The following is a 19,738-nucleotide window of genomic DNA, read 5'->3' on the forward strand; positions in this document are numbered from 1 at the left end:
TGCCCGCCTCGCTGAACCCCTACGCCGGTGCGCGCTTGCAGCCGCGCCATACCGTGCCCCCGGACGAAGAGCCCGCGCCGCCGGGCGTGCCTCCGAACTTGCCGTTGCCGCCAGAGGAAGACCCGACCCCATCCCCGGTCGAGCCGCCTGTGGCCGGCCGCTACTGCTTGAGCTCGTAGAAGTCGTTCAGGCAGTAGGCGTCGGTCAGTTCGACCGGCTTGTCGCCATGGGTATAGCCGGTGCGCAGGATATGCAGCAGCGGCTCCCCCGGCGCGATATTCAGGCGCGTGGCCAGTTCCTCGCTGGCGACGATCGCGCGCAGCTTCTCGGTCACGCGCAGCACTGGCTGGCCGATCCGCTCCAGGTAGGCATAGAGTGATTCGCCGATGGCGCTGGCGTCCGGCAGAACCGCCAGCGCCAGCGTGGTCACGTCCATCCAGAAGGTCTGGCCGTCGGCCTTGCGCAGCCGGGTCAGCCTGACGATCTCTTCGCCTTCCGGCAGTGCCAGCGCCGCGGCCTCCTGCGTCGTGGCGCGGCGGCGTTCGAACGCCACCAGCTCGCTGGCCGGCGTCATGCCGCGCCGGCGCGCCAGCTCGCTGAAGTTGTCCAGCCGCGCCGCCTTCTGCTCAGGGCGCGGCGCGATAAAGGTGCCCGCGCCGCGGCTGCGCGTGATCGCGCCTTCCTCTGCCAGCATCTGCAGCGCGCGCCGGGCCGTGACGCGTGAAATCCCCAGTGAATCCACCAGCGTGCGCTCGGACGGCAGCGCGTCGCCCACCCGCCATTGGCCGGCCTGGATGGCCGCAGCCAGCCTGCGCGCCACTTGCAGGTAGATCGGCGTCGCCTCCGCTTCGTCTGGCTTGAGGGCCTGCAGCCGTTGATCCATTGCGAATCCTCGTAGGTACCAGAATGTGGGGGATGATGATACCACTTTAGGACATGTCAAGTCGATGTGGATGGACTTGCGCCGCTTGGGTGACGAAGGCGCCACAGCCTCGCTTGTCGTCAATTGGTATTAAAAAGGTTTCACTGATTATGCTGGCGGAAAGCGCTGCCGGGGTTGAGGGAAATCCTGGCCGTCTTCAAGGATTGTGTGATGAATCTGCCAAATGTGCGGGCCGTGCAAGCGCTGCTTTGCCTCACCTCAATAAAGATGCCACTTAGATACAATATCGTTGTAGTGGTTTTCACTGGTATTTTTATTGTCGGTGGCCGTCTATCTTTCCCCTGACCCTGGCGCCGCCGCATTCCCGCGCCGGCTGCCGCGATTTCTGGAAGCAAGATGGCTGAGACGAGCGAAACCCTGTTGCTGCGGGCTCCGGTGAGCGGAGTGCTGCTTCCCCTCGCGGCGGTGCCGGACCCGGTTTTTGCCGACGGCATGTTCGGCGACGGCCTGGCCATCGACCCCCTGAGCGACACGCTCGTGGCGCCTTGCGACGGCACCATCGTCCACCTGGCTGCTACCGGCCACGCCCTGACGCTGCAGGCCCCGTGCGGGGCGCAGGTGCTGCTGCATGTCGGCATCGATACGGTGTCGCTGCGCGGCGAAGGCTTTGCGCCTTGCGTGGCGCAGGGCGCTGCCGTGCGCCAGGGCGATGCGCTGATCCGTTTCGATGTCGACCGCGTCGCGCAGCAGGCGCCGAGCCTGGTGACGGTGATGGCGATCGCCAATGGCGATGCCTTCACGGTCGCCGCCAGGACCGACGCGGCGCAGGCCGAGGCAGGCCGCACGGTGCTGCTGCAGGTGCGTGCCGCGAATGCTGCGGCGCCTGCGCGGGAAGACCACGCGACCGCGGCCGAACAGCGGCGCTCGGTCACGCTGGCCTGCCCGGGCGGCCTGCACGCCCGGCCCGCGGCACGGGCGCGCGAAGCCGCGCGCGGCCTGGACGCCACCGTCGCATTGCACTACGGCGGCCGGCAGGCGAGCCTGGCCAGCCTGGTGGCGCTGCTGGGCCTGGCCGCCGGCGAGGGCGCCACGGTCGAGCTGGTCGCGACCGGGCGCGATGCCGGCGCCGCGCTCGATGCGGTCGCGTACGAACTGCAACGCGCCGGCGTGGGCGAAGAAGAACCCGTACCCACGGTGGCCGCATCGGTGGCGCAGCCCGGCCCGGGCGCCGACCTGCCGGCGGGTGGCATCCCCGGCGTGGCCGCCGCCCCCGGCATCGCGATCGGCACGCTGCACTGGTGGCGCGAGACCACGCCGGAGCCGGCCGAGGCCGGCCAGGGCATTGCTGCCGAGCGCGAGACCCTGCGCGCCGCGCTGGCGGCCATCGACGCCCAGCTGGCCCATGAGAGCGAAGCCGCCGCCGCGCGCCGCGCCGGCGCCGAGGCCGGCATCTTCGCCATGCATCGCGCGCTGCTGGAAGACCCGGCCCTGCAGGCCGCGGCCGAGACCATGATCGCCGCCGGCAAGAGCGCGGGCTTTGCCTGGCGCGAGGCCACCCGGGCCGAAGCCGCCATGCTTTGCGCGATGGCCGACCGCCGCATGGCCGAACGTGCCGCCGACCTGCTGGATCTGGGCAAGCGCGTGCTGCGTGCGCTGGCCCCGGCGGGCAGTGTCCCGGTCCAGCTGCCCGCACCGGCCGCCGACGGCGATGTCATCGTGCTGGCCGCCGGGGAATTCACGCCCTCCGACCTGACCGGACTGGACCGCACCCGGGTTGCCGCACTGGTGATGGCGCGCGGCGGCCCGACCTCGCACGCGGCCATCATCGCGCGCCAGCTCGGCATCCCTTGCCTGGTGGCGCTGGGCAGCGCGCTGGAGCGCCTGCAGGACGGCACGCCGGTCATCGCCGACGGCGACAGCGCCCGCCTGCACGCCTGCCCCGATGCGCATTTGCTGGCCGCCGCCGCCAGCGCCGTCAGGCTGCGCACGCAGCAGCACGAGGCCGACCTGCGCGCCGCGCACGCCGCCGCCAGTACCCGCGACGGCGTGCCTGTCGAGGTGGCCGCGAATATCGGCAGCCTCGACGACGCCCGCAATGCCGTGGCGCATGGTGCCGATGCGGTCGGCTTGCTGCGCACCGAACTGCTGTTCCTGCACGGCGACGCAGCCCCCGCGGCGGCGGACCATACCGCCAGTTGCCAGGCGATTGCCGATGCCCTGCAGGGCCGCAGCGCGATCGTGCGCACGCTTGATATCGGCGCCGACAAGGACGCCGCCTGGCTGCACCTGCCTGCCGAAGACAACCCCGCCCTGGGCCTGCGCGGCGTGCGCCTGGCACAGGTGCGCCCGCAACTGCTGGACGACCAGCTGCGCGGCCTGCTGGCCGTGCGCGCGAGCGCGCCGCTGCGCATCCTGCTGCCGATGGTCAGCGAGGTCGGCGAACTGCTGGCCTGGCGCGAACGCATCCGTGCGCTGGCGGCCGAAGCCGGCGCCGATCCCGAGATCGAGGTCGGCGTGATGATCGAAGTCCCGTCCGCCGCGCTGCTGGCCGATCAGCTGGCGGAGCACGCCGATTTCTTCTCGATCGGCACCAACGACCTGACCCAGTACACCCTGGCCATGGACCGCTGCCAGCCGGAACTGGCGGCGCGCATGGATGGCCTGCATCCCGCGGTGCTGCGCATGATCGCCGCCACCACCGAGGGCGCCGCGCGCCACGGGCGCTGGGTAGGCGTGTGCGGCGCGCTGGCGGGCGACCCGCTGGCCGTGCCGGTGCTGGTCGGGCTGGGCGTGACCGAGCTTTCCGTCGACGCCGGGCTGGTGCCGGGCGTCAAGGCGCGCGTGCGCGCGCTCTCGCATGCCGATTGCCGGCAGCGCGCAGGCGAACTGCTGCGGCTGCCGTCGGCCGCAGCGGTGCGCGACGCGTGCCGCCGCTACTGGCCGGCATAAGCGCCGGTCGACCACAACCCAATACGCGCCACGCGCGCACAGATTCGGAGAACGCCAATGAAGATGGACCTGCTGCCCAGGGTGCAACGCCTGGGCGCCACGCTGATGCTGCCGATTGCGGTGCTGCCGGTGGCCGGCCTGCTGCTGCGCCTGGGCCAGCCCGACGTATTCGACATCAAGCTGATGGCCGAGGCCGGCAATGCGGTCTTTGCCAACCTGGCCCTGCTGTTCGCGATCGGCGTGGCGGTGGGCTTTGCGCGCGACAACAACGGCGCGGCGGCGCTGGCCGGCACCATCGGCTACCTGGTGCTAACCACGGTGATGAAGACCATCGACAAGTCGCTCGACATGGGCGTGCTGGCCGGCATCGTCGCCGGAGCGGTGGCGGGCGGGCTCTACAACCGCTATCGCAACGTCGCGCTGCCACCCCATCTGGGCTTCTTCGCCGGCAAGCGCTTCGTGCCCATCGTCACCGCGCTGTGCTGCCTGCTGCTGGGCATCGTGCTGGCCTATGCGTGGGCGCCGGTGCAGGCCGGCATCAACGCGGCCGGCGCGTGGCTGACCACGGCGGGTTCGGCCGGCGCCTTTGTGTTCGGGCTGCTGAACCGGCTGCTGCTGGTGACCGGGCTGCACCACCTGATCAACACGCTGGCGTGGTTCGTGTTCGGCAGCTACGCCGATCCGGCCACGGGGGCGGCGGTATCGGGCGACCTGCACCGCTACTTTGCCGGCGACCCCGGCGCGGGCCTGTTCATGACCGGCTTTTTCCCGGTGATGATGTTCGGCCTGCCCGCCGCCTGCCTGGCGATGTACCACGAGACGCCGCCGGCGCGGCGCGCGCTGGTGGGCGGCATGCTGTTCTCGATGGCGCTGACCTCGTTCCTGACCGGCATCACCGAGCCGATCGAGTTCAGCTTCATGTTCCTGGCGCCGGTGCTGTACGGCCTGCATGCGCTGATGACCGGGCTGTCGATGGCGCTGTGCCATGCGCTCGATATCCGGCTGGGCTTCACCTTCTCGGCGGGCGCGATCGACTATGTGCTGGGCTACGGGCTGTCCAGCCGCGGCTGGCTGGCGATTCCGCTGGGGCTGGCCTATGCGCTGGTCTATTACGGGCTGTTCCGCTTCTTCATCCGCCGCTTCAACTTGCTGACGCCGGGCCGCGATGAAGTGGTGCCCGTGATGGCCGTCGACGGTGGCGCGCAGCCGGCCGCGGGCAGCGTGGCGCAACAGTATGTCGAAGCGCTGGGCGGCCTTGCCAACCTGGTCGTGGTCGATGCCTGCACCACGCGTCTGCGGCTGAATGTGGCCGATATCAGCGCGGTGTCAGAGCCGCGGCTCAAGGCGCTGGGCGTGCGCGGCGTGCTCAAGCGCCCGCCCAATGTGGTGCAGGTGGTGATCGGGCCGCAGGCCGAGCAGGTTGCCGGTGATATCCGCGCGGTGCTGCAGCAGGCGCCGCAGGCCACGGCCGTGGTGGCTGCTGCGCCCGCCGCTGCAACCCAGGCGCCCGTGCCGGCTGCCGGCGCCTTCGATCCCGCCTGGTGGATCGATGCACTGGGCGGCGCCGCCAATATCGCCTCGGTCGGCGTGGTGGCACTGACGCGGCTGCGCGTGGTGGTGCGCGAGCGCGCCCGGGTGCGTGCCGACCACCTTGCCGGCAGCCAGCTGATGTGGATCGGCGATGACACCGCCCACATCGCCTTCGGCCATGCCGCCGACGGACACGCGGCCGCCTTCGAGCGCGCCCTGCAAGCCATGCCCACCTGACCCCCGCCGCCGCAGCCGTGCGCGGCTGCGGTCGACCTTTCCCATCGGCCACAACAACGACGGCCGCGACGACAGCCGCGCCGGTGGATACCGTCTGCCTATCCAGGAGTCATTGATCGTGAAACGCATTGCACTGACGGCGCTGCTCGCAGCGTCGGCCGGGGGCGCCTGCGCCCAGTCCGCCGGCACCGGCATCACCTTGTACGGCCGCGCCGTGGCCGGCCTCGACTATGTCAGCGGCATCGCCCGCCCGGGCGGCGACGTGGACACCTTTCGCTTCGGCAGCAACCAGTACGGCGTCAGCTTCTGGGGCATGCGCGGCGCCGAGGATCTTGGCGGCGGCCTGCGCGGGGTGTTCAACCTGGAGGGCATGATCACCTCCGGCACCGGGCGCTCCGATCCGCTGTTCAACCGGCGCGCGCAGGTGGGCCTGGCCAGCAACAACTGGGGCGCGCTGCTGCTGGGCCGGGCCATGAGCCTGACCGACGACGAGAGCGGCGCGATCGACCCGATGGGCCTGCAGGCCAGTTCGGTCGCCACGCTGGTCTATGGCCGCAACTGGGGCTCGCGCGCCAATGCCGTGACCTACAACTCGCCGGTGTGGGGCGGGCTGAGCCTGCGCGCGCAGGCCGGCAGCGACGGCGTGGCGGGCAGCTTCAACAGCGGCAAGCAGCTGAGCGCGGCCGTCAAGTACGCGCAGGGCAACCTGAACCTGACCGGCATCTACGAGGAACTGCGCGACGCGCAGGGCCGCATGGACAACCTGTATGGCAATTCGCGCCAGTACACGCTCGGCAGCAGCTATGCGCTGAACAACCTGCGCCTGTTCGCCGGCTACAACCTGACCGTGTCCTCGGGCGGTACCGTGGCCACGCCGGAGAACCCCTACGCCGCCACGCGCAGCCAGATGGCATGGGTCGGCGCCAACTACCGCCTGCTGCCGGCGCTGACGCTGCTGTCCGGCGTCTACTACGCCACCCTGAACAAGAGCGGCGGGCATGGCACGCTTGTCACACTGGGCGCAAAGTATGACTTGTCGAAGCGCACCTCGCTGTATGGCACGGTGGCGTCGGTGTTCAACTCGCGCAATGCCACCTTTTCGGTGGAGGCGTCGCCGGACACCATGCCGCGCGCCGGGGCGAACCAGCAGGGCGCCTATGCCGGCATCATCCACCTGTTCTGACGGCGGCTGGCCGGTGATTCCAATGTATTGGAGAGCATTGCCATGAAAGGAAACATCCTGACGCCGGCCGGCTGGATCTTCGGAGAGATCCATGCCGGCCCGGACGGACGCATCGCGCGCATCGAGGGCGTGCCCGCCACGCCTGAGCACAACGATGCCCCGTACGTGCTGCCGGGGTTTGTCGACCTGCTCAACCACGGCGGCGGCGGCAAGGACTTCATGGATGGCGAGGCCGCGGTGCCGGTGATCCTGCGCGCGCATGTGCGCTTTGGCACCACCAGCCTGCTGGGCGGCACCATGACCTCGCCGCGCGACGTGCTGCTGCCGGCACTGCAGGCGCTGAACCGGGCCTGCGCGCAGCGCCCGCCCGGCGCGGCGCGCATGCTGGGCGTGCACCTGGAAGGGCCGTATATCAATCCCGGCAAGCTGGGCGCGCAGCCGGATACCTCGGCCACTGCCACGCCCGAAGAACTGGAGCAGTACCTGGGCGCCGCGCCGCTGAAGGTGGTGACGCTGGCGCCCGAACTGCCGGGGCATCTGGACATCATCCGCCTGCTGGCCGCGCGCGGCGTGCGCGTGCAGCTGGGCCACACGCTGGGCACCTATGAAGACGCGGTGGCCGCGCTGGACGCCGGCGCCAGCGGCTTCACCCATCTGTTCAACGCGATGACCCCGCTGCAGCACCGCGCGCCGGGCGTGGTGGCGGCAGCGCTGGCGCATGCCGAGTTTGCCGAGCTGATTCCCGACCTGCTGCACGTACACCCCGGCGCCATCCGCGCCGCGCTGCGCGCGATCCCGCGGCTGTATGCGGTGACTGACGCCACCGCCGCCGCGGGCATGCCGGACGGCGTGTACCACCTGGGCAGCCAGACCGTCTACAAGGTCCACGGCAGCGTGCGCCTGGCCGACGGCACCCTGGCCGGCAGCGTGCTGACCATGGACCAGGCGCTGCGCAACTTCGTTTCGATCGGGCTGGATCTGGCCGATGCGTCGCGGCGCGTGTCGCTGTATCCGGCCCAGTACCTGGGCATGTCCGACCGCGGCCTGCTGGCACAGGGCTGCTGGGCCGACGTGGTCGTGCTGGACCGCGCGCTCTCGGTGCGCACCGTTTATGTCGAAGGAGAATGCTGTGTCGAGAATGCTTGAAGAGGCGCTGAGCGCGCCGGCCGTGGTGGCTGCGCAGCTGGCGCAGGCGCCGCGCGTGGCCGCGCTCGCTGCGCAACTCGCCGCGCAGGCCTGGCCCGCGGCGCTGACCGTGGCGCGCGGCAGCTCGGACCATGCCGCCAGCTACTTCGCCACGCTGGTCACGCGTCGCCTGGGCGTGCCGGTGGCTTCGCTGCCGATGTCGACGGTGACGCTGCACGACAGCGCGCTGCGCGTGGCCGGGCAGCTGGCGGTTGCATTCTCGCAGTCGGGCCGCAGCCCCGACCTGGTCGAGACCATGCAGGCGCTGCGCGACGGCGGCGCCGCCACCGTGGCGCTGGTCAACGCCCCGGATTCGCCGCTGGCGCAGGCGTGCGCGCATGAACTGCCGCTGCTTGCCGGCCCCGAGCAGAGCGTGGCCGCGACCAAGAGCTATATCGCCATGCTGTCGATGTCGGCGCTGCTGGTGGGGCATCTCGAGGCCGCGCGCAGCGGCGAGCGCGAGCTGGTCGATGCCTGCGCAGGCTTGCCGGCCGCGCTGGCGCAAGCGGCCGCGCAGGACTGGTCGGCGCTGGTGCCCGCGCTGCGCGACGTCGAGCGCATGATCGTGCTGGGCCGCGGCGCGGGCCTGGCGATCGCACAGGAAGCGGCGCTCAAGCTCAAGGAGACCTCCGGCATCCAGGCCGAGGCTTTCTCCGGCGCCGAAGTGCGGCACGGTCCGATGGAAATCATCGGCGACGGCTACCCGCTGCTGGTGTTCGCGCCGCGCGGACCGGAACAGGCCGGGCTGCTGGCGCTGGCCGCCGAGATGCGCAAGCGTGGCGCGCGCGTGCTGCTGGCGGCGCCTCCTGGCACGGTTGATGCGGAGCTGCCCCTGGAATTGCCGCTGGTGCCGGCCGGCCATCCGCTGCTCGATCCGGTCTGCGCCATCCAGAGCTTCTATGTCGCGGCGCAGGCGCTGGCGCTGGCGCGCGGCCGCAATCCCGACCAGCCGCAGTACCTGCGCAAGGTGACCGAGACGCGCTGAGCTGGCCAATACCGCCCCAATACCGCCCCACGCCGCCCCGGCAAGCAAGGAGTCCGTCATGCAAACCACCCGAACCGCCTCTTCTTCCGGCACTGCCGACGCGCGGCCGCTGGACCTCGTCATCTTCGGCGGCGCCGGCGACCTGTCGGCGCGCAAGCTGCTGCCATCGCTATACATGTGCCACCGCGACGGCAACCTGCCCGACGGCACCCGCATCATCGGCGTGGGCCGGCACCGCTGGGACCGCGAGGCCTTTGTCAATTTTGCCGACGAAAGCGCGCAACCCTTTGTCGAAGCGCGCTATCTCGAGCCGGCCAAATGGCAGACCTTCCTGCAGCGGCTGGATTTCGTGCACGTTGACGCCTCGCAGTCCGGGGACTATCCGGCGCTGGCCGCGCAGCTGCGCCAGGACGCGCTGCGCATCTACTACATGGCGATGCCGCCCGGCTTGTTCGCGGCCACGTGCGACAACCTTGCCAGCCATGGCCTGATCGCCAACGACACGCGGCTGGTGCTGGAAAAACCGCTGGGCGTGGACCTGGCCTCGGCCATCGGCATCGGCGAGGTGGTCAGCCGCTACTTCAGCGAGGACCGCACCTACCGGATCGACCACTACCTGGGCAAGGAAACGGTGCAGAACCTGATGGCGCTGCGCTTCGGCAATTCGATCTTCGAGCCGCTGTGGCGCACGCCGTTCGTGCGCAGCGTGCAGATCACCGTGGCCGAGACCGTGGGCGTGGGCACGCGCGGCGGCTTCTACGACGAGGCCGGCGCCATGCGCGACATGGTGCAGAACCACCTGCTGCAGCTGGTCAGCATCCTGGCGATGGAGCCGCCGGCATCGCTCACCTCCGATGCGGTGCGCGATGAAAAGCTCAAGGTGCTGCGCTCGCTGCGGCCGATGTCGCCCGAGGGCGTGCGCCGCAATACCGTGCGCGGCCAGTACACCGCGGGCGCCATCGCCGGCGAGCTGGTGCGCGGCTACCTGCAGGAACAAGGCATTCCGCCCGACAGCCGCACCGAGACCTTCGTCGCGATGCGCGCCGAGCTGGGCACGTGGCGCTGGAACAAGGTGCCGTTCTACCTGCGCACCGGCAAGCGCATGCAGGAGCGCGTGACCGAGGTGGTGATCAACTTCGCCGAGGTGCCGCATTCGATCTTCGATGCCGGCAGCACGCTGCAGCCCAACCGCATGGTGATCCGGCTGCAGCCGGAGGAATCGGTGCGGCTGACGCTGATGGTCAAGCAGCCGGGCGAGGGCATGAAGCTGAAACCGCTGAGCCTGGCGCTGAACCTGGACTCGGCCTTCACCACCCGGCGCGCCGAAGCCTACGAGCGCCTGCTGCTCGACGTGATCCGCGGCCGGCTGGCGCTGTTCGTGCGGCGCGACGAACTGCAGGCCGCCTGGACCTGGGTCGACCCGATCCTGGAAGCGTGGCGCCAGCAGGACCAAGGTCCGCGCCCCTATACCGCCGGCACCTGGGGCCCGGCGGCATCGTCGGCGTTCATGGCGCGCGAAGGCGTGCAGTGGTCGGAGGAGGCGTGATGCGGCTGACCGAATGCCCTGCATGGCGGGCTCTTGGCGCGCTGGCCGCGCAGCCGCTGCCGCATCTGCGTGAACTGGTGCACGAGCCGGGCCGTGGCGACTACGCGCGCTTGTCGGCTGCCGGCATCGAACTGGACTTCACACGGCAACGCATCAACCGCGCTGTCCATGAAGCGCTGCTGGCCCTGGCCCTGGCGCAAGACGCGGGCATCGAGGACGCGCCCACGATGAAACGCTGGCCGCGCTGGCGGCATTCGGCCTGCCGCCGCAGGAAGCCGAGCGGCTCGCGCCGCATCGCACCTTCCCCGGCAACGTGCCGGTCAGCCTGCTCTGGCTCGACACGCTCGACGCCGCATCGCTGGGCGCGCTGATCGCGCTGTACGAGCACAAGGTCTTCGTGCAGGCCGCGATCTGGGGCATCCATGCCTATGACCAGTGGGGTGTGGAACTGGGCAAGGCGATCGCGTCGGGCATGCAGGGGTGCCTGGCGTGGCGCGAGGTGCCCAAGGAGATGGATCCGGTGGGGGCTGCGACGCTGGCATCGCTTTTAGGTTAAGCATTCAACCGCCCGCCATCCGCAACGCCCGCCGGTACTGGATCGCCTCGCCCACATGCGCGGCGGTCAGCACCTCGGCACCTTCCAGGTCCGCGATGGTGCGGGCCACCTTCAGCACGCGGTAGTACGAACGCGCCGACCACGCCAGCCGCGTCATCGCGCCGCGCAGCAGCGCCTGCGCCTGCGGTTCCATCGTGCAGTGCTGTTCGATCTCGCGTCCGCCGAGTTCATTGTTGGGCTTGCCCTGCCGGGCCAGCTGGCGCTCGCGCGCGGCCAGCACGCGGGTGCGCACCATGGCGCTGGGTTCGCCGGGCGGGCCGTCGAGCATCTCGCCCTGGTCCTGCGCGGGGACTTCCACCTGCAGGTCGATGCGGTCGAGCATCGGGCCGGAGATGCGGGACTGGTAGCGCCGCACCTGGTCGGGCGTGCAGCGGCAGGGGCGGTCGGGATGGCCGAGGTAGCCGCACGGGCAGGGGTTCATCGCCGCGACGAACTGGAAGCAGGCGGGGAAGTCGGCGTGGCCGGCGGCGCGGGCGATGGTGATGCGGCCGGATTCCAGCGGCTCGCGCAGGACTTCCAGCACCCTGCGGTCGAATTCGGGCAGCTCGTCCAGGAACAGCACGCCGTGGTGCGCCAGCGAGATCTCGCCCGGGCGCGGGTTGCCGCCGCCGCCGACCATGGCCGGCCCGGATGCCGTGTGGTGCGGCGACCGGAACGGGCGCTGGCCCCATAGCGCGGTGCGGAAGCCGCCCGGCGTCAGGCTCATGACCGCGGCGGACTCCAGTGCTTCGTGCAGCGTCATCGGCGGCAGCAGCCCCGGCAGGCGCTGCGCCAGCATCGACTTGCCGGTGCCCGGCGGGCCCACCAGCAGGGCGGAGTGCTGACCGGCGGCGGCCACTTCCATGGCCCGGCGCGCCTGGGCCTGGCCGCGCACGTCGCGCATGTCGGGGCCGCGGTCCGTGGTGGCGGGCAGCAACGCCGGCATGGCGCGGGGCAGCCGTGCCTCCGGCACGGGGCAGAGGTGGTCGCAGGCCTGGCGCAGCGTGGCCGCGGCATGCACCGCCAGGTCCTCGATCAGCGCGGCTTCGGCGCCATTGCCTGCGGCCACCAGGAAGGCGCGCGGCGACTCGCCGGCGGCGGCGCGGGCGGCGTTGTCGCGCGCCAGGCCCATGGCCATGGCCAGCGCGCCGCGCACGGGGCGCAGTTCGCCGGACAGGGACAGCTCGGCGGCGAACTCATGCGCATCCAGTGCCTCGGACGGAATCTGGCCGCTGGCGGCCAGGATGCCCAGCGCGATGGCCAGGTCGAAGCGGCCGGATTCCTTGGGCAGGTCGGCCGGGGCCAGGTTGACGGTGATGCGGCGGTTGGGGAACTCGTAACCGCTGTTGAGGATGGCGGCGCGCACGCGCTCGCGGCTTTCGCGCACGCCGGTGTCGGCCAGGCCGACGATGGTGAATGCCGGCAGGCCGTTGGCGAGGTGGGTCTCGACCCGCACCGGCGGCGCGGCGATGCCGGTCAGTGCCCGGCTGCGTAGGACGGCAAGGCTCATGTCATCGAACTGTTAACGAAAAAGGCCGCCAGGAGTGGCGGCCTTCAAGCGGCGGGTTGGATCGGGCAGGACCGGCGTGCTCACGCGCCCCCGGTCGAGTCCACCGAGCCAGCGCCGGGCGTGATGCCGGCGCGGCGCTCAAGCTCCGCCACGCGGCCCTCCAGTTCCTCCAGGCGGGCGCGGGTGCGGGCCAGCACCTGCGACTGGACGTCGAATTCCTCGCGCGTGACCAGGTCCAGCTTGGCAAAGCCCTGGGTCATCATGCTGCGCACGTTCTTTTCGATGTCCCTTGCCGGCGAGTTGCGCAGCGCCTCGCTGACCTTGTTCTGCAGGTCGTTGAAGAGATCGGTCGGTTTCATGGTTTCTCCTTTGCGCACCTAACTGGTGCCAATCCGGGTGGGCATCTGGCGTTTAGCGCGCTTTCGCACAGGAATTGGGCGCCCCGATTGCGGGCGCGCAGCCTGGGTGTCGCGCACGCAGCCACCGTCAGGACTCAATTATCGCCCGTGAGGCACGTGGGCGAAAGCTCCCGCGCATCGGCGTTCACACCTTTTAACCCGATCTGGCTTCGCTGCAGGGCAGATTCAAGTCTGGCTTTGGTCACGGCACGCCATCACGGCCGCCATGGACCGCAGATTTCCGGGGAGCTGGCATGGCAGTTGCAGTAGTAGGTGCGCCTGCCTCATTGAATCACCGAAATCCAATAAACGAAATCCGAGCCTCAGGAATAAGGAGAAGAAACCCATGAAGAAGTTGGCCCTTGCAGTCAGCGCGGTTGTCCTGACCAGTGCCGCCGCCACCGCCTACGCGCAAAGCACGGAAGCGGCGGCCCCGGCACCGGCCGCCGCCGCTGCCGAGCCGGCATCGCCGCATACGTTCACGGCCAACGTGTCGCTGGTCTCGGACTACCGCTATCGCGGCATCAGCCAGACCAACCTGCGCCCGGCCATCCAGGGTGGCTTTGACTACGCCCACGAAAGCGGCTTCTATGTGGGCAACTGGAACTCCAGCATCAGCTGGCTCGAGGATGCCAACCCGGCGGTCTCGGCCCCGGTCGAAATGGATTTCTACGGCGGCTTCAAGAACACCTTCAAGGTCGCCGGCACCGAGTTCAACTATGACCTGGGCGTGCTCGAGTACTACTACCCGGGCGGCTACAACAACCCGCGCCCCTACACCACGGAACTGTACGCCGGCATCGGCTGGGGCCCGGTCATGCTCAAGTACTCGCACTCGGTCACCAACCTGTTTGGCTGGGCCGACAGCAAGAACAGCTACTACGTCGATCTGAGCGCCAATGTCCCGCTGAATTTCTGGGACCTGACGCTGAACGCGCACGTCGGCTACCAGGGCGTCAAGCATAACAGCGACGCCTCGTACACCGACTGGAAGATCGGCCTGACCAAGGACCTGGGCAAGGGCTTCGCGCTGGCGGTTGCCTATGTCGATACCAACGCCAAGGAAGTGGCCTACACCAGCGCCAACCGCGGCCGCTACCTGGGCAAGGCCACGGCCTGGGCCTCGATCACCAAGACTTTCTAATCATTGCCGCAGGCCGGGCGGGCAGCGCCGGCCTGCCCCGAGGAGAAATCGGATGAAACTCATCATCGCAGTCATCAAGCCGTTCAAGCTCGACGAAGTGCGCGAAGCGCTGTCGGACGTGGGCGTGTCCGGCATTACCGTGACCGAAGTGAAAGGCTTCGGCCGCCAGAAGGGCCACACCGAGCTGTACCGCGGCGCCGAATACATCGTCGACTTCCTGCCCAAGGTGAAGATCGAGGTGGCGGTGCCCGACGACGTGGTCGAGCGCGCCATCGAGGCGGTCGAGAAATCGGCCCGCACCGGCAAGATCGGCGACGGCAAGATCTTCGTGGCACCGATCGAGCAGGTCATCCGCATCCGCACCGGCGAGACCGGCGGCGATGCCCTGTGACCCGAGACAGCACATCACAAGAGGTTAAGCACATGAAAACCTGGTTCAAGCGATTCCTGACGGCCGGCGCGATGGCGCTGGCCATCGGCACGGCGGGCGTGGGCATCTCCACGCCGGCCGCCGCACAGGACAAGCCGGCCGCCGAGGCATCTGCCCCGGCCGCCTCCGCCGCCCCCGCCGCAGCCGCTGCCGAAGCGTCGGCGCCGGCTGCTGCCGCTGCGCCTGCCGCGGCAGCACCGGCCGCCGCCCCCGCGGAAGCTGCCGCCGCGCCGGCCGCACCGGTGCCCAACAAGGGCGACACCGCCTGGCTGCTGGTCTCGACCGCCTTCGTGATCCTGATGACGCTGCCTGGCCTGGCGCTGTTCTACGGCGGCCTGGTGCGCTCCAAGAACATGCTGTCGGTGCTGATGCAGTGCCTGGTGATCTTCTCGCTGGTGGCGCTGCTGTGGGCGATCTACGGCTACAGCTTTGCCTTCACCGAGGGCAACGCCTTCTTCGGCGGCACCGACCGGCTCTTCATGAAGGGGCTGACGGTCGAGGCCGTGGCTGCCACCTTCAGCAAGGGCGTGGTGGTGCCGGAACTGGGCTACTTCGCCTTCCAGTGCGCCTTCGCCTGCATCACCTGCGGCCTGATCATCGGCGCCTTCGCCGAACGCGCCAAGTTCTCGGCCGTGCTGGTGTTCGTGGTGCTGTGGTTCACCTTCTCCTACATCCCGATGGCCCACATGGTCTGGTTCTGGCCGGGTCCTGACGCCTACACCGACGCTGCTGCCGGCGCCGCCGCGACCGCCAAGTCGGGCTGGCTGTTCCAGAAGGGCGCGCTCGACTTCGCTGGTGGCACCGTGGTGCACATCAACGCGGCCGTGGCCGGCCTGGTCGGCGCCTATATGTTCGGCAAGCGCATCGGCTTCGGCCGTGAGGCGATCCGTCCGCACAGCCTGACCTTCACCATGGTGGGTGCCTCGCTGCTGTGGTTCGGCTGGTTCGGCTTCAACGCCGGCTCGGCGCTGGAAGCCAACGGCTCGGCCGCGCTGGCCTTCGTCAACACGCTGCTGGCCACCTGCGCCGCCGTACTGGCGTGGACCTTCGGCGAGTGGATCGGCAAGGGCAAGCCGTCGATGCTGGGCGGTGCCTCGGGTGCGGTGGCCGGCCTGGTGGCGATCACCCCGGCGGCCGGCTTTGTCGGCCCGATGGGCTCGATCGTGATGGGCCTGATCGCCGGCCTGCTGTGCCTGTGGGGCGTGACCGGCCTGAAGCGCATGCTGGGCATGGACGACTCGCTGGATGTGTTCGGCGTGCACGGCGTGGGCGGCATCGTGGGTGCGCTGCTGACCGGCGTGTTTGCCGCGCCCAGCCTCGGCGGCACGGGCATCTACGACTACGTGGCCAACAAGGTGGCGGACGACTACTCGATCGCCGGCCAGCTCTGGATCCAGTTCGAAGGCGTGCTGACCACCGTGGTGTGGTCCGGCGTGGTCGCCTTCGTGGCCTACAAGCTGGTGGACATGCTGATCGGCCTGCGGGTGCCGGAAGACGAAGAACGCGAGGGCCTGGATATCACCTCGCACGGCGAGACCGCGTATGAAGTCTGACCGCAAAAGTGTTGTGCTGGAGAGCTGATTGGGAATCTTCTCTCAGGAGTTTTCGCCCGGCCGCGTGCCGGGCTTTTTTCTTTCCGGCATTGCCTGAGATTGCAGACATTTGCCGCTCAGCCGCGCCGAACCACGCGTGTCGCGAATGCTCCTGGAGGACTTCCGTGGTTCCTCGCAAAACCCGCCAGCCGAGTGCCGGCAAGGGCTGGCAGGCGATCCCCCCGCGCCCCGCGCGGGTTTTTCGCAAAGTGCTTAACTCCGATCTTAAAAAGCTTCAATTGTCTTTAATGTGCGGGGCACATACATTGCCAGTGAGGCAGTTTCCTCCACCTGCAGAACGCTCCCCGTATCTGTCAGGCCATTTAAGAGCGCGGCATCGCCGCGCTTTTTTTTGCCTGTGCGGCCGGCTCTTTATTTCGCGCCGCCCATCCCCATATCGTTATCCCTTAGGCCCGGCCATGCATATCCTTATAAAGGGGTGCCAGCGCCTGGTTGGCCGTTCCTCTACAATCGGGGCGAACGATTAAGACGACGATTTATAGGATGGATATGGTCCCGCATCTCATCACCGCGCTGAACGGTCCGCTGCTCGAACTGGAAAAGAAGATCCTGGACGCCACGCCGTCCATCGAGCGCTGGTTCAGGCTGGAATGGCAGGAGCATACCCCTCCGTTCTATTGCTCGGTGGACCTGCGCAACGCCGGCTTCAAGCTGGCGCCGGTCGACACCAACCTGTTCCCGGGCGGCTTCAACAACCTGGCCCCGGAAATGCTGCCGCTGGCGGTGCAGGCGGCGATGGCGGCGATCGAGAAGATCTGCCCGGACGCCAAGAACCTGCTGCTGATCCCCGAGCGGCATACCCGCAACATGTTCTACCTGCAGAACGTGGCGCGGCTGTCGCTGATCATGCGCCAGGCGGGCTTGAACGTGCGCCTGGGCTCGCTCTCCGAGGAAATCACCGAACCGACCCCGATCGAGCTGCCCGACGGCCAGACCCTGGTGGTCGAGCCGCTCGCGCGCCTGGGCACCAAGGGCCGCCGGCTCGGGCTGAAGGACTTCGACCCCTGTTCGATCCTGCTGAACAACGACCTGTCGGCCGGGATCCCGCCGATCCTGGAAAACATCAACGAGCAGTACCTGCTGCCGCCGCTGCACGCCGGCTGGTCCACCCGCCGCAAGAGCAGCCACTTTGCCGCCTATGACGAGGTTGCCAAGAAGTTCGCCAAGCTGATCGACATCGACCAGTGGATGGTCAACCCGTACTTCGCCCGCTGCTCCGGCGTGGACTTCCATGAGCGCGTGGGCGAGGAAGAACTCGCCGACGCGGTCGAGGGCGTGCTCAAGAAGGTGGCCAAGAAGTACCGCGAGTACGGCATCAAGGAGACCCCGTACGTGGTGGTCAAGGCCGATGCCGGCACCTACGGCATGGGCATCATGACCGTGCGCGACCCGTCCGAGGTCAAGGGCCTGAACCGGAAGGAGCGCAACAAGATGAGCGTCGTCAAGGAAGGCCTTGAGGTCAGCGACGTCATCATCCAGGAAGGCGTGCACACCTTCGAGAAGGTCAATGAAGCGGTGGCCGAGCCGGTGGTGTACATGATCGACCGCTACGTGGTCGGCGGCTTCTACCGCGTGCACACGGGCCGCGGCAACGACGAGAACCTGAACGCGCCGGGCATGCATTTCGTGCCGCTGGCGTTTGCGCCCAACGGCATCCCGGACAGCCACGCCAAGCCTGGCGCCGCCGTGCCGAACCGCTTCTACATGTATGGCGTGGTGGCCCGGCTGGCACTGCTGGCGGCGTCGCTGGAACTCGAGAAGACCGACCCGAACCCGATTATCTGAGCCGCCGCCATGCGCATCCTCTTCATCACCGATCCGCTGGAGACCTTCAAGACATACAAGGACTCCACCTACGCCATGATGACCGAGGCCGCCGCGCGCGGCCACGAGTTGTACTGGTGCCTGCAGCCGCAGCTGGCGCTGTCCGGCCGCACCGTCGAGACCGTGGCCACGCGCCTGCACCTGACCGGCGAGACCAGCGACGCCGACCACAGCGCCTGGTACCGCGAGGGCAACAGCGCGCTGGAGCCGCTGTCGGCCTTCGACGCGGTGCTGATGCGCAAGGACCCGCCCTTCGACATGGAGTACGTCACCAGCACCTGGCTGCTGGAGCTGGCCGAGACGCAGGGCGCGCGCGTGTTCAACAAGCCGCGCGCGATCCGCGACCATTCCGAGAAGCTGGCCATTGCCCAGTATCCGGAATACATCACGCCGACCCTGGTCACGCGCGACCTGGCACGCATCCGCGACTTCCACGCCGAGCATCGCGACATCATCGTCAAGCCGCTGGACGGCATGGGCGGCATGGGTGTGTTCCGCGTCGGCGCGGACGGCATGAACCTGGCCGCGATCGTCGAGACGCTGGGCCACGACGGCGCCCGCACGCTGATGGTGCAGCGCTATATCCCGGCGATCAAGGACGGCGACAAGCGCATCCTGCTGATCGGCGGCGTGCCGGTGCCATATTCGCTGGCGCGCGTGCCGATGGCCGGCGAGGTGCGCGGCAACCTGGCTGCCGGTGGCACCGGCCGCGCGCAGGAACTGAGCCCGCGCGACCGCGAGATCGCCGAGGCACTGGCGCCGGGGCTGTGGGAGCAGGGCCTGCTGCTGGTGGGCCTGGACGTCATCGGCGACTACCTGACCGAGGTCAATGTGACGAGTCCGACCTGTTTCCAGGAGATCACCCAGCAAACCGGCTTCCATGTCGCGGCGATGTTCATCGACGCGCTGGAGCACGCCGTGGACGCGGCCGGGCGCTGAGCCTGGCCGGCAGCGGGAGCGCGGGGGGCGCCTGCTACAATCGGGGCAATCCAACGGATTCACCATCATGGCAGGCATTCTGATCATTGCGCACACCCCGCTGGCTTCGGCGCTGCGCGATTGCGCCGCCCACGTCTACTGCGGCCAGCCGCAGCGGCTGGAAGCCATCGACGTCCTTCCCGATGCCGACCCCGCCGTCGTGCTGGCCGAGGCCAGGCGCCGGCTGGCGGCCATCTGCGAAGACAACGGCGCGCTGGTCCTCACCGATATCTTCGGCGCCACCCCCGCCAATATCGCCGCACGCCTGGCCGAGCCGGGCCGCGTGCGCGTGCTGGCCGGCGTCAACCTTCCCATGCTCGTGCGCGCGATCTGCTACCGCGGCGAAAAGCTCGACCAGCTTGCCACCAAGGCCCTGGCCGGCGGCTCGCAGGGGGTGCTGCAGGTCGGCACCACGACTGTCCAGAACCAAACCGCAAACCATCCCGACAAATATGCTGCAGAGGGACACCACCATCATCAATAAGCTCGGCCTGCATGCGCGCGCGTCCGCCAAGCTGACCCAGCTCGCCGGCAACTTTGTCAGCCAGGTCAAGATGTCCCGCAATGGTCGCCAGGTCGACGCCAAGAGCATCATGGGTGTCATGATGCTGGCCGCCGGGATCGGCTCCACGGTGACCCTCGAGACCGACGGCCCCGACGAGCAGGAGGCGATGGACGCGCTGCTGGCGCTGATCGCCAACCGCTTTGGTGAGGGAGAGTGAGGCCGGCGGCCTCGACCCGAATTCTT

The 19,738-nt window shown here is 69.1% G+C and carries 18 protein-coding genes; 15 read left to right on the forward strand and 3 right to left on the reverse strand.

Features of this window, described 5'->3' with window-relative positions:
- Window positions 1–160: 160 nt before the first annotated feature.
- Window positions 161–883, reverse strand: a complete 723-nt coding sequence (locus tag AC3WVS_RS12695; protein ID WP_492318912.1) for a GntR family transcriptional regulator — start codon at window positions 881–883, stop codon at window positions 161–163.
- A 396-nt stretch (window positions 884–1,279) separates the two neighbouring features.
- Between AC3WVS_RS12695 and ptsP the strand changes: the two genes are divergently transcribed.
- From ptsP to AC3WVS_RS12735, 8 genes are all read left to right on the forward strand, one after another.
- On the forward strand, window positions 1,280–3,832 hold the full coding sequence (gene ptsP / locus AC3WVS_RS12700) for a phosphoenolpyruvate--protein phosphotransferase (RefSeq protein WP_492318913.1): 2,553 nt from the start codon (window positions 1,280–1,282) through the stop codon (window positions 3,830–3,832).
- 63 nt (window positions 3,833–3,895) lie between these two features.
- Window positions 3,896–5,599 (forward strand): N-acetylglucosamine-specific PTS transporter subunit IIBC, encoded by a 1,704-nt coding sequence (gene nagE / locus AC3WVS_RS12705; protein WP_492319066.1) that lies wholly within the window; start codon window positions 3,896–3,898, stop codon window positions 5,597–5,599.
- A 118-nt stretch (window positions 5,600–5,717) separates the two neighbouring features.
- Window positions 5,718–6,782: a porin gene (locus tag AC3WVS_RS12710; protein ID WP_492318914.1), complete on the forward strand. Its 1,065-nt coding sequence runs from the start codon at window positions 5,718–5,720 to the stop codon at window positions 6,780–6,782.
- A gap of 42 nt (window positions 6,783–6,824) precedes the next feature.
- The gene (gene nagA, locus AC3WVS_RS12715; protein ID WP_492318915.1) at window positions 6,825–7,928 is read left to right on the forward strand and encodes an N-acetylglucosamine-6-phosphate deacetylase; all 1,104 of its coding nucleotides are present in this window, start codon (window positions 6,825–6,827) and stop codon (window positions 7,926–7,928) included.
- Window positions 7,921–8,952, forward strand: coding sequence for an SIS domain-containing protein (locus AC3WVS_RS12720; RefSeq protein WP_492319067.1), 1,032 nt, complete (start codon window positions 7,921–7,923; stop codon window positions 8,950–8,952). Before nagA ends, AC3WVS_RS12720 begins: the two co-directional genes overlap by 8 nt.
- 58 nt (window positions 8,953–9,010) lie before the next feature.
- The gene (gene zwf / locus AC3WVS_RS12725) at window positions 9,011–10,498 is read left to right on the forward strand and encodes a glucose-6-phosphate dehydrogenase (protein ID WP_492318916.1); all 1,488 of its coding nucleotides are present in this window, start codon (window positions 9,011–9,013) and stop codon (window positions 10,496–10,498) included.
- Complete coding sequence (locus AC3WVS_RS12730) at window positions 10,498–10,869, forward strand: hypothetical protein (protein ID WP_492318917.1); 372 nt, start codon at window positions 10,498–10,500, stop codon at window positions 10,867–10,869. The genes zwf and AC3WVS_RS12730 overlap by 1 nt, the downstream gene beginning before the upstream one ends.
- Window positions 10,812–11,054: a phosphoglucose isomerase-related protein gene (locus AC3WVS_RS12735; protein WP_492318918.1), complete on the forward strand. Its 243-nt coding sequence runs from the start codon at window positions 10,812–10,814 to the stop codon at window positions 11,052–11,054. The genes AC3WVS_RS12730 and AC3WVS_RS12735 overlap by 58 nt, the downstream gene beginning before the upstream one ends.
- A 4-nt stretch (window positions 11,055–11,058) precedes the next feature.
- Here AC3WVS_RS12735 and AC3WVS_RS12740 read toward each other — a convergent pair whose 3' ends face one another.
- On the reverse strand, window positions 11,059–12,603 hold the full coding sequence (locus AC3WVS_RS12740; RefSeq protein WP_492318919.1) for a YifB family Mg chelatase-like AAA ATPase: 1,545 nt from the start codon (window positions 12,601–12,603) through the stop codon (window positions 11,059–11,061).
- Window positions 12,604–12,683: 80 nt separating this feature from the next.
- Window positions 12,684–12,962 carry an accessory factor UbiK family protein gene (locus tag AC3WVS_RS12745; protein ID WP_010814845.1) on the reverse strand — a complete coding sequence of 93 codons (279 nt, stop codon included), beginning with the start codon at window positions 12,960–12,962 and terminating at the stop codon, window positions 12,684–12,686.
- A 385-nt stretch (window positions 12,963–13,347) separates the two neighbouring features.
- On the opposite strand from AC3WVS_RS12745, the gene AC3WVS_RS12750 reads away from it, so the two are divergent.
- The 7 genes from AC3WVS_RS12750 to AC3WVS_RS12780 all read left to right on the forward strand — a co-directional run bounded on the left by AC3WVS_RS12750 (window position 13,348) and on the right by AC3WVS_RS12780 (window position 19,712).
- Window positions 13,348–14,145, forward strand: coding sequence for a TorF family putative porin (locus AC3WVS_RS12750; protein ID WP_492318920.1), 798 nt, complete (start codon window positions 13,348–13,350; stop codon window positions 14,143–14,145).
- Window positions 14,146–14,197: 52 nt separating this feature from the next.
- Window positions 14,198–14,536, forward strand: a complete 339-nt coding sequence (locus AC3WVS_RS12755) for a P-II family nitrogen regulator (protein ID WP_010814843.1) — start codon at window positions 14,198–14,200, stop codon at window positions 14,534–14,536.
- Between the two features lie 32 nt (window positions 14,537–14,568).
- A complete protein-coding gene (amt, locus tag AC3WVS_RS12760) occupies window positions 14,569–16,128 on the forward strand; it encodes an ammonium transporter (RefSeq protein WP_492318921.1) in 1,560 nt (519 codons plus the stop codon).
- Window positions 16,129–16,677: 549 nt separating this feature from the next.
- Window positions 16,678–17,973, forward strand: coding sequence for a glutamate--cysteine ligase (gene gshA, locus AC3WVS_RS12765; protein ID WP_492318922.1), 1,296 nt, complete (start codon window positions 16,678–16,680; stop codon window positions 17,971–17,973).
- Window positions 17,974–17,982: 9 nt separating this feature from the next.
- Entirely contained in the window at window positions 17,983–18,951 is a 969-nt protein-coding gene (gene gshB, locus AC3WVS_RS12770) for a glutathione synthase (protein ID WP_492318923.1), read from the forward strand.
- Between the two features lie 67 nt (window positions 18,952–19,018).
- Entirely contained in the window at window positions 19,019–19,474 is a 456-nt protein-coding gene (locus tag AC3WVS_RS12775) for a PTS sugar transporter subunit IIA (protein WP_013955422.1), read from the forward strand.
- On the forward strand, window positions 19,443–19,712 hold the full coding sequence (locus AC3WVS_RS12780; RefSeq protein ID WP_010814838.1) for an HPr family phosphocarrier protein: 270 nt from the start codon (window positions 19,443–19,445) through the stop codon (window positions 19,710–19,712). Before AC3WVS_RS12775 ends, AC3WVS_RS12780 begins: the two co-directional genes overlap by 32 nt.
- Window positions 19,713–19,738 lie beyond the last annotated feature (26 nt).

It is taken from the genome of Cupriavidus sp. CPT47-8839-RL05A, assembly GCF_058792255.1.